Source organism: Haemophilus sp. SZY H56, assembly GCF_054332415.1.
Map to the genome: position 1 here is coordinate 154096 of NZ_JBTGNX010000004.1, position 13407 is coordinate 167502.

General features: G+C 39.7%; 10 protein-coding genes. 4 read left to right on the top strand and 6 right to left on the bottom strand.

The features are described from left to right. The first annotated feature begins 80 nt into the window (after window positions 1–80). Complete coding sequence (locus ACXVWP_RS04665; RefSeq protein ID WP_458473269.1) at window positions 81–2393, top strand: Tex family protein; 2313 nt, start codon at window positions 81–83, stop codon at window positions 2391–2393. A 99-nt stretch (window positions 2394–2492) separates the two neighbouring features. Continuing rightward, on the top strand, window positions 2493–2876 hold the full coding sequence (locus tag ACXVWP_RS04670) for a hypothetical protein (protein ID WP_369866742.1): 384 nt from the start codon (window positions 2493–2495) through the stop codon (window positions 2874–2876). 137 nt (window positions 2877–3013) lie between these two features. Here ACXVWP_RS04670 and ACXVWP_RS04675 read toward each other — a convergent pair whose 3' ends face one another. From ACXVWP_RS04675 to glpA, 4 genes are all read right to left on the bottom strand, one after another. Next, window positions 3014–4105 (bottom strand): ElyC/SanA/YdcF family protein, encoded by a 1092-nt coding sequence (locus ACXVWP_RS04675; RefSeq protein WP_289902496.1) that lies wholly within the window; start codon window positions 4103–4105, stop codon window positions 3014–3016. A 72-nt stretch (window positions 4106–4177) separates the two neighbouring features. After that, the gene (glpC, locus tag ACXVWP_RS04680) at window positions 4178–5455 is read right to left on the bottom strand and encodes an anaerobic glycerol-3-phosphate dehydrogenase subunit GlpC (protein WP_289902497.1); all 1278 of its coding nucleotides are present in this window, start codon (window positions 5453–5455) and stop codon (window positions 4178–4180) included. A 9-nt stretch (window positions 5456–5464) separates the two neighbouring features. After that, window positions 5465–6754, bottom strand: coding sequence for a glycerol-3-phosphate dehydrogenase subunit GlpB (glpB, locus tag ACXVWP_RS04685; protein ID WP_289902498.1), 1290 nt, complete (start codon window positions 6752–6754; stop codon window positions 5465–5467). After that, the gene (gene glpA, locus ACXVWP_RS04690; RefSeq protein WP_289902499.1) at window positions 6744–8435 is read right to left on the bottom strand and encodes an anaerobic glycerol-3-phosphate dehydrogenase subunit A; all 1692 of its coding nucleotides are present in this window, start codon (window positions 8433–8435) and stop codon (window positions 6744–6746) included. Before glpA ends, glpB begins: the two co-directional genes overlap by 11 nt. A 296-nt stretch (window positions 8436–8731) precedes the next feature. Here glpA and glpT point away from each other — a divergent pair, with 296 nt between their 5' ends. Continuing rightward, window positions 8732–10171 carry a glycerol-3-phosphate transporter gene (gene glpT / locus ACXVWP_RS04695; protein WP_289902500.1) on the top strand — a complete coding sequence of 480 codons (1440 nt, stop codon included), beginning with the start codon at window positions 8732–8734 and terminating at the stop codon, window positions 10169–10171. Window positions 10172–10265: 94 nt separating this feature from the next. After that, window positions 10266–11351, top strand: a complete 1086-nt coding sequence (gene glpQ / locus ACXVWP_RS04700) for a glycerophosphodiester phosphodiesterase (RefSeq protein ID WP_289902501.1) — start codon at window positions 10266–10268, stop codon at window positions 11349–11351. Between the two features lie 113 nt (window positions 11352–11464). Here glpQ and ACXVWP_RS04705 read toward each other — a convergent pair whose 3' ends face one another. Next, on the bottom strand, window positions 11465–12355 hold the full coding sequence (locus ACXVWP_RS04705; RefSeq protein WP_289902502.1) for a hypothetical protein: 891 nt from the start codon (window positions 12353–12355) through the stop codon (window positions 11465–11467). A 270-nt stretch (window positions 12356–12625) separates the two neighbouring features. Beyond that, complete coding sequence (locus tag ACXVWP_RS04710) at window positions 12626–13255, bottom strand: YkgB family protein (protein WP_005639071.1); 630 nt, start codon at window positions 13253–13255, stop codon at window positions 12626–12628. Between the last annotated feature and the right edge of the window lie 152 nt (window positions 13256–13407).

The following is a 13407-nucleotide window of genomic DNA, read 5'->3' on the forward strand; positions in this document are numbered from 1 at the left end:
ATTATATTTGAGCCTGTTGCCTAAAACCAGTATTCTATTCCCGTTTTTATCGAATCCTTTAATAACAAAGAAGTATGACAATGTTAAATCAACAAATTAGCCAAATTATTGCGGCAGAATTAACCGTTCAACCCCAACAAATCCTCGCGGCTATTCAATTATTAGATGATGGTAACACCATTCCATTTATCGCCCGTTATCGTAAAGAAGCCACAGGTGGCTTGGATGACACTCAACTTCGTCATTTTGAAACCCGTTTAATTTATTTGCGTGAATTAGAAGATCGTCGTCAAACCATTTTGAAATCTATTGAAGATCAAGGGAAATTGACCGATGAATTGCGTGACAAAATCCATGCGACACAAAGCAAAACTGAATTAGAAGATTTGTATTTGCCGTACAAACCTAAACGCCGTACGAAAGGGCAAATTGCGATTGAAGCCGGTCTTGAGCCATTAGCTGATTTACTTTGGAACGAGCCAAAAAATGATCCAGAATCAACCGCACTTTCCTTTGTTGATGCTGATAAAGGCGTAACAGACACCAAAGTCGCGCTTGATGGTGCACGCTATATTTTAATGGAGCGTTTTGCTGAAGATGCGGGTTTATTAGCGAAAGTCCGTGATTATTTAGCGAAGAATGCGGTTATTGTATCGAAAGTGATCGAAGGAAAAGAAACGGAAGGGACAAAATTCCAAGATTATTTCGACCACCAAGAATTATTGAAAAATGTGCCTTCTCACCGTGCATTAGCCATGTTCCGTGGACGTAATGAGGGCATTTTACAATTAAGCTTAAATGCTGATCCTGATGCGGAAGAGGGAAGTCGCCAAAGCTATTGTGAAGAGATTATTCGTGATTATTTAGATGTACGTTTCACGGGTCAGCCTGCGGATAAATGGCGTGAGCAAGTGATTGCGTGGACATGGAAAATTAAAGTTTCGTTGCATTTAGAAACGGAATTAATGGCAAGTTTACGTGAAAAAGCGGAAGAGGAAGCTATTGATGTTTTCGCCCGAAATCTGACCGCACTTTTAATGGCGGCACCCGCTGGCGCGAAAAGTACTATGGGCTTGGACCCGGGCTTACGTACAGGTGTTAAAGTTGCGGTGGTGGATAACACAGGTAAATTATTAGATACCACCACCATTTATCCACACACGGGGCGTGAAGCTGAAGCGCAAGTGGCGATTTTCAGCTTGATCCGCAAACATAACGTAGCGTTAATTGCCATTGGTAACGGTACCGCTTCTCGTGAAACAGAACGTTTTGCGAAAGATGTGATTAAAGAAATTAAAGAAAATAAACCGCAAACCGTTGTGGTGAGTGAAGCGGGCGCATCGGTTTATTCCGCCTCTGAATTTGCCGCAAATGAATTCCCGAATTTAGACGTATCTTTACGTGGTGCAGTATCTATTGCCCGCCGTTTACAAGATCCATTGGCGGAATTAGTGAAAATCGAACCGAAAGCCATTGGTGTAGGGCAATATCAACACGATGTAAACCAAACTCAACTTGCGCGTAAACTCGATGCGGTGGTGGAAGACTGTGTAAACGCAGTAGGTGTGGATTTGAATACGGCATCCGCGCCATTGCTCGCTCGCGTAGCTGGTATGACAAAAACCTTAGCGCAAAACATTGTGGAATACCGTGATGAAAATGGGCGTTTTGAAAGCCGCAGCGAATTGAAAAAAGTGCCTCGTTTAGGGCCAAAAGCCTTTGAGCAATGTGCGGGCTTTATGCGTATTGCTGAAGGTAAAAATCCACTTGATGCCTCTGGTGTTCACCCAGAAGCTTATCCTGTGGTCGAAAAAATATTGCAAACCACCGCGCAATCTATTCAAGATTTAATGGGTAATGCCAGTGTGGTACGTCAGCTTGATGCAAAACAATTTATTGATGAGCAATTTGGTTTACCGACCGTCCAAGATATTTTCAAAGAGTTGGAAAAACCAGGGCGCGATCCGCGTGGTGAGTTTAAAACTGCTGTATTTGCAGAAGGTGTGGAAGAAATCACCGATTTAAAACCAGGTATGATTTTAGAAGGTACCGTCACCAATGTGACTAACTTCGGCGCATTTGTTGATATTGGTGTTCACCAAGACGGTTTAGTACATATTTCATCATTAAGCGATAAATTCGTAGAAGATCCACATCAAGTGGTGAAAACTGGCGATATCGTGAAAGTGAAAGTCTTAGAAGTGGATGTGCCACGTAAACGTATTGCGTTGACAATGCGATTAGATGAAAGTGCGGTCAAAAATGACGGCAAATCTGACCGCACTTTAAGTGCCAAACCAAGAAGTAATGCACCTCGCCAAGATCGCAATCCAAGAGGAAATAGTGCAATGGGTAATGCCTTTGCCGATGCGTTGAAAAATTGGAAAAAATAATTTCGTCATTTAGATGAACATTGTGGCCAAATAGGCGTACAATAAAGGGGATCTGGTCAATCATCCAATCCCCTTTTTTATTTCAAAAGGAATATGCTTATGAAAAAAGGTATTCTTGGGCCGCATGAAGGCAAGGAGCTGGAATTAATGTTAAGGGGCGAAAAGCAAGTGGCATTATTCAATCAGGAGCTTGGTATTCCTGATGCCTTTATCCCTTATCTTGAGCAAGGAATGCTTCATTCAAAAACGGTGCAGCGTCATATTAATGATGTTTGCTTAACTGATTTTATTGTCTATTTACCCCAATCTCTTGCACTCACTGAACAAATGGAAGTGTTACTTCCTGCAAGCATTGTGAATGGTTTCGATCCAAAAGTGGAACGTGAAATTGGACGAATTCTTGGCTACCGAGAAAAAGATATCGAATACTACATTCAGCATTTTCAAGATAATTTAGAGAAGTATCGACAGCAATATAGTTAATTGATCAAAATGAAACTAAAACATGTTCAATACTTAGAATATTAAAATAATATTTTGTGATAATTGCCGTTAGCACCAACAAAAGTGCGGTTCTAAATAGAAAATAGTTTGACCGCATTTTTGTTCTTTGAGAGAGATTAATCTTGTAATAGTCCACTATTAAACATCGGCAATCCCATGGTTTTTAAGCTGTCACGATAAATACCCAGTAAGTCTTTCTCCGTGATTTTTTGTAACTGATCTAACGGTTTATCTAATGCTGCTACCGTTTCAATCACAAGACCTTGTGGACCAGATTCTTGCGTCGCGATTTCAAATAACGCTTGTCCACGACGAACATGGCTACCTGAGCTAATTAACACGGCATGTTTGATTTTGTGTTTCGCTAAAGAGTAACGAGAGAAAAGTGCATTTTCGACTGTTGAACGTGCATAGTTATCCGAATAAATACGGCTTGCATCAATGCCTTTCTCAATCAACCATTGCTTCATCAAATCCCCTTCGGTTTTATTGTTTTGTGGCACACCGCCTGTCACAATAATTAACGCATCTGGATTTTGATTCGCAATTTCTAAGGTTTTCTCTAAACGTTGCACTAAAATATCATGCATGCTGCCATCTGGATTTAAAGCGTAACCCAATGTAATAATCGCCGATTGCGCCGGTAACTTGGTTTCGAGTTTATCGGTAATTGGTTGATTAGCCGCTTTATCAATCACGGCAAAAACTTTTTCTAATTTGCTTGCGCTTTCTGGGGAAAGTTGTTTTAAGCGTTCTAAATGTTTTGTCGCTTCCGCTTGGTTGCCTTTAAAACGATTCCATGCTGCCAAGTAAGTATGTGCTTTCACATCATCTGGCGCCACATCAAGCACTTTTTGGTAAAGCTCAATGGCTTTATCTGTATTACCGTTATAAATATTGGCATTCGCTGCGCCAAACAAAAAATCCACACGATAAGGCTCAAGCTTATACGCTTCCAATAAAAGATCCGCAATACGCTCCATATTAGAAGGAAGTTTCGCCGTAAAACCTGCATTTGACACACGAGCCGGCGAGTTTTGGATTTTCACTGCTTGTTCAAGCAACTCATCCACAACCTGTCTTTGAGTAAGAAGTTGTTGGTAATTTAATTGAGGCTCAAGCACTTTCACTTCTGCCGTGCTGGCAAAGCTGTTGACCGCAAGGGATGAAAGCACAGCAAGTAAGGAAACTTTGAAGATTTTTTGCATAATTAATTCTCCATATTGGATTGAATAACAAAAAGAGCGGTCACTTTTTTTTATCAGTTTCCGCTCTTTTCACTAAACTTGATTCATTGACATACACAATAATGTTAATGGATGGATACAAGTCACGTTAGATGACATATCGATCTGCCATTTACAAGTTTGGCATTCAGAGATTACGTAATCAAATCCGCCTGCATTGATGTTATCGAATAAGTTTTTACCGATAGATTGGGAAACCTCGTAGTTTTCTGCTTTGAAACCGTATGTCCCTGCGATACCACAACATTGTGATGGCAACATCACCACTTCTAAACCTGGAATTTGTTTTAACACTTCCAAGGTGTATGGTGCCCAACCCGCTTTATCCACGTGACATGCGGTGTGATAAGCCACACGCAATTTCAATGGTTTAAGCGGTAAGGTTTTACCTTCTTTAAAGAGTTGATATAAGAATGGTGTCACCATGTGAATATGAGGACGAACTTTCGCATTGTCGATACCTAAAATATGATGATATTCATCACGTAAATTTAGGGAACAACTCGATGCTTCACTGATCACATCTAAGCCATTTTCATCCACCATTTTGCTGATGTAATCAGTGTTAAATTGAGCGATTTTCTTCGCTCGTTCTGGGAATTGGTTTACGCTTAATGGCAAGCCACAGCATTTTTCTTTTTCCAATAACACCACGCCAATGTCCATAGCATTGAACACTTGAATAAATTCTTTACCCAATTGTGGATTATTGTAGTTCACATAACAACCGTGATAATACGCCACTTTGCGTTCGAATTTTTGTTGGCTTTCCACCATTTTTTTCATATACCAGCTGCGGAACGTACCAAAGGAATATTTTGGTAACGTACGATGACGGCTGATTTTTAACGCTTTTTCCAACACAAACTTCGTCGCTTTCAAACCCGTAATCGTATTCACAATTGGGGCTAGCGGCGTGTTAAGTGACCCCATAATATCGGTGTTACTTAAAATCGCATCACGTAATTTTTGCACGGCTGGTTTGTGTTGTTGATCAAGGTATTTGTTTCTTGCGCGAACGATAATGTCACCAATTTTTACATCTGACGGACACGCAATTTCACAACGTTTACAGTTAGTGCAGTATTTCAATGCTTCATCATAAAGCTCGGCTGATTTTAAGCGTAAACGCTCACCATCCGGACCCGATTGTTTTGGACCTGGATAGTTTGGATTTTGACGTGAAACAGGACATACTGCCGTACAAGCGGTACATTTAATGCAACTCTCAAAGCTTTCATCAAAGGCATGATGATGTTGTGGTGCATTAAGGGATTGTTTTGCATTTTCAATTAATTGTTGAATGTTCATAACGCCTCCTTAATGTGTGTTGTGAAGAATTTCATCCGCAACAGCAAGCGCTGTTACCACTGCCACGCCTGAACCACAACCGAGCTCTAACGCATTGAAACCACCAATCACATTACCCACTGCATATAAATTCGTTAAAAATTGACCGCTCTTTTGTACTTGGCATTGTGCGTTAATCGCCACGCCCGCAGACTGGTATGGTTGCGGATTAGAGAAACGATGATCAGTCCAAGTAAAACGATCGGTATCTTTAAAGCCTTCCACACCGAGGATATCAGAATGAAATACGGGCTCGTAGATTTTATCGAATTCAGAGACTAAACCTTTACTGAAGAAGCTGCCTGACGCTAATACGAAATGCTCTGCCGTGATTTCTTCCTCTTCGTGCAAGCGAGTTTGAATGGCGCGAACTTTGTTACCATGAAAATGTGCTTTTAATGCACTATCACCATTCATCATAAGTCCGCCTAATTTCTCAAAACGATGGCGTAATTGAATACGTTGGCGCATACCTAATAAAGAAGGCGGTAAAGTTGGTAATTCAAATAATGGCAAGCCAGTTGCTTTGCGAAGTGATTCCATAAACTCTTGATTTTCTAGGCCGAAACAAGCTGGCAAGAAAATCGCTTCTGTGTCTTTCGCTGCTTCTTTCATTTCAGCCACAAGATCATCAAATTTCAATTTATATTCTAAAACTTGTGCAATATTTACACTGCGGAATTCGCGCGAATTTGCACGTAACTGATCCAGTTCAGGAATATTTAAAAAGCCCGTTTTCACTTCACAATGGGCAAATTGTGGATTAAGTGTAAGGTTATCCGCCAATAATTCTGGTTGGAAATCGTGATAGCCTTCAATGCCTAAAACCGCAATTTTTTTATACGGAAATGGTGTGTCGCCTTGTACGGTTGGCACACTATTTGGTGAAAGCCATGCACCACGTAAGCTACCTAAACCCGTTACGCGAAGATGATTTTCTGCACTTGAGCCAATTAAATCTAAATTTAACGATTCCGCTAATTTTTCGAAATCTTGCGCTTTCGCTAATACGCGTTCAGCTCCCATAATGCTATAAGGGTGTTGTGGTAATTGAGCGGAAAGTGCGGTCAAATTTTCAGGAATATTTTTAACAAACGCGCCATTTGGTAAACGGCTTAATAAATCCAAGGAGCCAGATGCAAAATCAATCGCCGCTTGACCGTTATTAATAATGACACAACGTTTGCCTTGTTCTTGTAGGGCGATGCCGCAAGTTAAACCTGCAAGGCCACCACCAATAATCACTACATCAAAATTCATTGCTATCCGTCCCTTGCTGTTTGTCAGTTTCAAGCGGTTGAACATCATTTAAGCCCAACACACTGCCATACATCCATGAAGTAAATTCGGCTTCACGAATCGCTTCGCCCCATGCAATAGGTTCAATACCACGCCAACGCTCTTCCATGAAAGAGGTTAATTGTGTGGTAGATTGGCGAGGCGTTGCCACATTGAAGCGGTTCATTAAACCTGCTGCACGGCATGCGCAAAGCTCAGCTTGGCAAGTCCCCATCCCAACACGAGTACGGCGACGTAAGTCCACTAAGTTATTGACATTTAATTCATCCACGGCATAACGTACTTCACCTGCTGTCACGGCTTCACATTCACATACCATTGAACGATCGAGACGTTCTTTATCTAATAAGCGAGTGGCACGAGAACCATGACGATACACCGCTGAATAACGAATTGTACTTGGAAGAGAAATGACTTTCTGATTGGTTTCTGCACGGCTTTCGGTTGAACCCGGTAATGGACGCTCAGCTGTTGTACAACGTGCTGTTTTATTGAGCTTTTTACAAACAAGATCCGTTGCCCATTCAGCCATTAAGCGATAAGTCATTAATTTACCACCAGTAATCGTGATAAAGCCGTCTAAGCCATCACGCTCTGCGTGGTCAAGTAACACGATACCACGACTCACGTTACGACCAGATGGGTCATCATCAGACGCTACTAACGGGCGTACACCAGCATAAGCACGTAATACACGAGTATGACGCAAGCTTGGTGCGAGTTTTTCCCCTTCACGGAAAAGAATATCCACTTCTTCTGGGGTGACTTCCATATTGTCGATTTGATCGTAAGGAATACGACTAGAGGTTGTACCGATAACGCAAATGGTATCACCCGGCACAAGAATGTCCGCATCCGCCGGTTTACGACAACGGTTAATGACCATTTTGTTGATGCGGTGCCCCATGACAAGTAATGCGCCTTTGGCTGGAAACATTTTGATTTTAAGATCCGCATATTCTGCGATGCCTTGTCCCCAAATACCACCTGCATTGACGACTAATGGCGCAAAGAATTTGCGATTTACACGATTTTTGTGATCGTAAACATCTACCCCGATCACTTTGCCCCCCTCGCGAATTAAATTTTTCACTTCGCAATAGGTAAACATTTTTGCACCATTCTCAATGGCATCCATCACGTTAGAAGCTGTTAAACGGAAAGGATCGATTGAACCATCTGGCACAACAACAGCACCCACTAAATCGGGGTTCACTGATGGTTCCATAATCTGGGCAAGTTTAGGATCAATGGCGACAGCTTCAATACCGGATTTAGTACAACTTTCAATGAAAGTTTTTTGATAATCCAGAGAATCCTCAGGTAAGGTGATAAATAAACCTTCCGTTTCATCCACACAGTGACGAGCGATATTGCGCAGAATTTTATTTTCTTTAATACATTCTTCTGCTGATTCCTGATCGTTTACCGCATAACGCGCCCCACTATGTAACAAACCGTGGTTACGACCTGTTGCACCTGTCGCAATATCACGACGCTCTAATAAAATACAGTTAATTCCACGCAATGCGCAGTCACGAGCAATACCCGCCCCCGTCGCACCACCACCAATGATAATCACATCCGTCGAGATAGGTGAAAAATCGCCCACATCGCGATACATATTAGGTGATAATCCCATTGTTTCCCTCCAGCCCAAAATGAATAAAAAAGGAAAATAAACAAACAGACATTAAGTCTAAGGTTATTGTATGAAAGTGTAGTAAAATTAACAATGCTTTGAGCGAAAAAGAAAACTATTTTGTGAATAAGATCACATTATTTTCGAATTCGCTCATTTTTTTGAAAATAAAATTTGTGAAATACATCACATTTTTAAATTATTTTTCTTTTCAATTTTTATTTTTCTTTTATCATTCACCCTTCCCTGATATAAAGATCGGGAACTTATAATTAAGACAAACTGGAGAAAAAATAATGTTTGGACCATTTAAACCCGCACCGCATATTGCGGAACTTCCAGCGGAGAAAATTGATTCCACGTATAAACGCTTACGTTGGCAAGTGTTTGCAGGGATCTTCTTTGGTTATGCCGCTTACTATTTTGTGCGTGCAAACTTTGACTTAGCACAACCTGGTTTAATTCAAGCCGGCTTGTACTCAAAAGCGGAACTCGGTGTTATCGGCTCAGCAGCCGGTCTTGCCTACGGTTTATCTAAATTCGTCATGGCAGGCATGTCTGACCGTTCGAACCCTCGCGTATTCTTACCATTTGGTTTATTGCTTTCTGGTCTTTGTATGACCATGATGGGTTTATTCCCATGGGCAACCTCAGGCATTGCCATCATGTGGGTAATGATCTTCTTAAATGGTTGGTTCCAAGGTATGGGTTGGCCTCCATGTGGTCGTACCATGGTACACTGGTGGTCTAAATCAGAACGCGGTACTATCGTATCTATCTGGAATACCGCGCATAACATCGGTGGCATGATGCCAGGTGCAATGGTGCTATTAGCAAGTGCTATCTTCTTCAGTACTCATGGCATCGAGGCTCAGGCAAAAGACATTTGGCAACAATCGCTCTACTATCCGGGTATTGCTGCAATGATCTGTGCTATTCCCGTTTATTTTGTCATGCGTGATACACCACAATCTTGTGGTTTACCATCAATCGAGAAATGGCGTAATGACTATCCTGATGACTATAACGAAAAAACTTACGAAAACGATTTAAGTACAAAAGAAATCTTTGTCACTTATGTATTGAAAAACAAATTGTTATGGTACATCGCACTGGCTAACGTATTTGTATATTTAATTCGCTATGGCGTATTAAAATGGTCTCCGGTTTACTTAAGTGAAATAAAACATTTCAACATAAAAGGTACTGCATGGGCCTACACAATCTATGAATTAGCAGCGGTTCCAGGTACATTATTATGTGGTTGGGTATCAGATAAAGTCTTCAAAGGTAAACGTGGTTTAACCGGTTTCATCTTCATGATCTTAACTACAGCAGCTGTAGTGGCATACTGGATGAACCCAGCTACACCTGAAGCAGAGCTTGCAAACTATGCAGCTTGGTATGAAAACCCATATCAATTAACTGACTTCATCTTAATGACCTTAATCGGCTTCTTAATCTACGGTCCTGTAATGTTAATCGGCTTACACGCGCTTGAGCTTGCACCGAAAAAAGCAGCAGGTACAGCAGCAGGTTTCACCGGTTTATTCGGTTACTTAGGTGGTACTGTATCAGCGTCAGCTGTTATCGGTTGGGCAGCACAACACTATGGCTGGGACGGCGGTTTCTACGTCATGATCGGTGGTGGTGTCTTAGCGGTGTTATTACTCTTCATAGTAATGGTTGAAGAAGGCAAACACAAAGCGAAATTAGGCGATACCTACGGTAAATAATCTATAAGTTAAAGGCGACAGGCGAAGGCTTGTCGCCTTTTTTATTACAAAAAAACAACTGAATTTTTAACCGCACTTTCAAGGAGAAATGCTTATGAAACTCAAAACTTTAGCGCTTTCTTTATTAGCTGCAGGCGTACTTGCAGGATGTAGCGCACACTCTTCTGTGGACACGATGAAATCAGACAAAATTATCATTGCTCACCGTGGTGCAAGTGGTTACTTACCAGAGCATACACTTGAGTCTAAAGCGCTTGCATTCGCACAACATGCAGACTACTTAGAACAAGACTTAGCGATGACAAAAGATGGTCGTTTAGTGGTTATCCATGACCACTTCTTAGACGGTTTAACTGACGTTGCGCAAAAATTCCCAAATCGTCATCGTAAAGATGGTCGTTACTATGTAATCGACTTCACCTTAAAAGAAATTCAAAGTTTAAATATGACTGAAAACTTTGAAACTAAAGATGGCAAACAAACTCAAGTTTACCCAGGACGTTTCCCACTTTGGAAATCACATTTCAGAATTCACACTTTTGAAGATGAAATCGAATTCATCCAAGGTTTAGAAAAATCGACTGGTAAAAAAGTGGGTATCTATCCTGAAATCAAAGCGCCTTGGTTCCACCACCAAAACGGCAAAGACATTGCAGTTGAAACCCTTAAAGTGTTGAAAAAATACGGTTATGACAAGAAATCTGACATGGTTTACTTACAAACCTTCGACTTCAATGAGTTAAAACGTATTAAAAACGAATTGCTACCAAAAATGGGTATGGATTTAAAACTTGTTCAATTAGTGGCATACACCGATTGGCATGAAACTGAAGAAAAAGATGCGAAAGGCAAATGGGTGAACTACGATTACGATTGGATGTTCAAACCAGGTGCAATGGCTGAAGTCGTGAAATATGCTGACGGCGTTGGTCCAGGCTGGTACATGTTAGTGGATAAAGAAAAATCTAAACCAGGCAACATCGTGTACACCCCATTAGTGAAAGAACTCGCACAATACAAAGTGGAATTACACCCATACACTGTGCGTAAAGATGCGTTACCTGAATTCTTCACTGATGTAAATCAAATGTACGATGCGTTATTGAATAAATCTGGTGCAACCGGTGTATTCACCGACTTCCCAGATACAGGCGTTGAATTTTTGAAAAAACAAAAATAATACATAAGCAAAAGTAATAAAAAGAGCGGTCAAAATTCGTTATGATTTTTGGCCGCTTTTTCTTATTCTGAATGTCTATCTATGAAAGATATCTACGTAACTACTATAAGGCTTCACTTTTTGTTTTGTTTCTTTCTAGTCTCTAATAATTTTTTTAGATTTTCATCATTTTCTATTACTTGAATTATAAACTTTCCCCTGATCTCTTCTTTTATTAATTCTTCTATAATCTTTAAATTTGATAAATCACCTTCAAATTTAATCGTAGGAGATGAATATCTCCTACTTCTTGCAAGTCCGAAAGGTAAATCACTCTCTACATACTCATTTGCTTTTTTAGAGGATTTCATTTTTGATAAATTATTTATAGATTCCTCTATATTCTTTGTTATTCCTAGCCCTATCGCATCACGAAACTGGTAGTTTAAATATTGCTCTAATCCTTTAACCATCGGATACTCATATAAACTAACTTCATAATACATCCTATTTTCACTCTGAATTAACCTATCTAATTCCACATCTAATAATTTTAATTGCTTTTTTAATTCTTCATCATCTAAATCTGAGGAACTGTATAATAAGTTACTTATGTTACGTTGATACATTTCCGATACAGAATATTGCATTTCGTATTCTGAATAAATATGTGTTAGCCAATTATATAAGCTCTTGGCAACCTCTATTTGACCTGAATTACCAAAACGTTCCAGCTCCCCAAAATATTTAGAATAATCATTTATTGCATCTTTAAACTTTTCAGTTGGTTCTTTAAGTTGATAAGAAGTTAATCCATATTTTTCTGATAGTATTTGATGATAATTCGAGTAAGCATCTTGTATCTTATTAAACACTTCAGAGTTTTTATCATATAATCCCTTATATATTTGCTCTACAAATACTTGTTGCTTGTCTTTCTGCTCAAAATATCTACCACCAAAGAACCCTATTGCACTAAAAGCTGATGCTACTAAAGCTTTAATAATAATTTCCTTTATAGACATAAAATAACCTCTATTATTTTATACAAAAACATATATCGTTAAAATTCAACACTCGCATTCATAAAAATTACTATTTAATCGCTATATTCAGCTCAATCATCTTAGATACTATGCATCAGTTATGACACTGAGTACAAGATCTGGAGAAATTATCACGACAATTACCTTATAAATACTATTAATCTCTTCTCTGTTATTAAGTTTCTTTCTATATTTATAGTAACAAAAAGGCTTGCCTTTTATCCCAGCAAGCCTTTTAAAATAAAAAAATTAAGCAAATTGTTTTTTATTCTCTAAATAGCGTTTCGCACATTCTGCTGCAGCAACTAAGCCGCCTGCCATCATAATAATATCTTTAATCACGAGTCGGCCGGCACCTGAGAGATATGGGAAGCCATAATTAGGTGTTGGGAAGTCCCCTCCTAAATTCGGCACCCAGGTTTCTGGCGTAAATATCAGGAACGACAGTGTGACTATCGACATGCCAAAGGTGAGCAAGCCTCCAAATAAACCGAGCGTTGGAGACCAAATTCCCGCTAATACTAAAATACCAATGGTCACGATCATCGCACCAATAATATAAGATGCAGTATAGGTGCCATTAGCTTTATGCCATTCAATATTTTTTGCGACCATTTTGCCTTCAGGGTTTTTGTATAAGGTATATTCTTTTACTAAAACACCCTTATCATTTTCTACCATGTTCGCTCCATTTTTGTAAAGGAAGCTTAAGAAAGGACTATTTGACACAAAGTGTGCAATACCATCGGCCTCATATTGGCAAACTTTTAAACCTCCAATCCAAACCATCACCACACAAATCGCAATGCGGATAAAGTTAATAAATTGACGTTGCAATGGCGCAACAATATTAGCTAGCAATGTAACTAAACTACTCATTAAGAACTCCTCATATAGTTCAATGGATATAACGGGCATAATGCCCAAGAATTTTTATATAAACATTAACAATATTACTCTCTAATATTGTTGGTATTTTTTATTACTAAAATTTATGCAATAAAAAAGAGATACCAATTGCTTAGTATCTC

What these genes read in the sequence shown, in the direction of transcription:
- ACXVWP_RS04670 (WP_369866742.1), top strand. Translation starts at nt 2,493, where the DNA reads ATGAAAAAAGGTATTCTTGGGCCGCATGAAGGCAAGGAGCTGGAATTA.
- glpA (WP_289902499.1), bottom strand. Translation starts at nt 8,435, where the DNA reads ATGGGATTATCACCTAATATGTATCGCGATGTGGGCGATTTTTCACCT.
- glpQ (WP_289902501.1), top strand. Translation starts at nt 10,266, where the DNA reads ATGAAACTCAAAACTTTAGCGCTTTCTTTATTAGCTGCAGGCGTACTT.
- ACXVWP_RS04675 (WP_289902496.1), bottom strand. Translation starts at nt 4,105, where the DNA reads ATGCAAAAAATCTTCAAAGTTTCCTTACTTGCTGTGCTTTCATCCCTT.
- ACXVWP_RS04705 (WP_289902502.1), bottom strand. Translation starts at nt 12,355, where the DNA reads ATGTCTATAAAGGAAATTATTATTAAAGCTTTAGTAGCATCAGCTTTT.
- glpB (WP_289902498.1), bottom strand. Translation starts at nt 6,754, where the DNA reads ATGAATTTTGATGTAGTGATTATTGGTGGTGGCCTTGCAGGTTTAACT.
- glpC (WP_289902497.1), bottom strand. Translation starts at nt 5,455, where the DNA reads ATGAACATTCAACAATTAATTGAAAATGCAAAACAATCCCTTAATGCA.
- ACXVWP_RS04710 (WP_005639071.1), bottom strand. Translation starts at nt 13,255, where the DNA reads ATGAGTAGTTTAGTTACATTGCTAGCTAATATTGTTGCGCCATTGCAA.
- glpT (WP_289902500.1), top strand. Translation starts at nt 8,732, where the DNA reads ATGTTTGGACCATTTAAACCCGCACCGCATATTGCGGAACTTCCAGCG.
- ACXVWP_RS04665 (WP_458473269.1), top strand. Translation starts at nt 81, where the DNA reads ATGTTAAATCAACAAATTAGCCAAATTATTGCGGCAGAATTAACCGTT.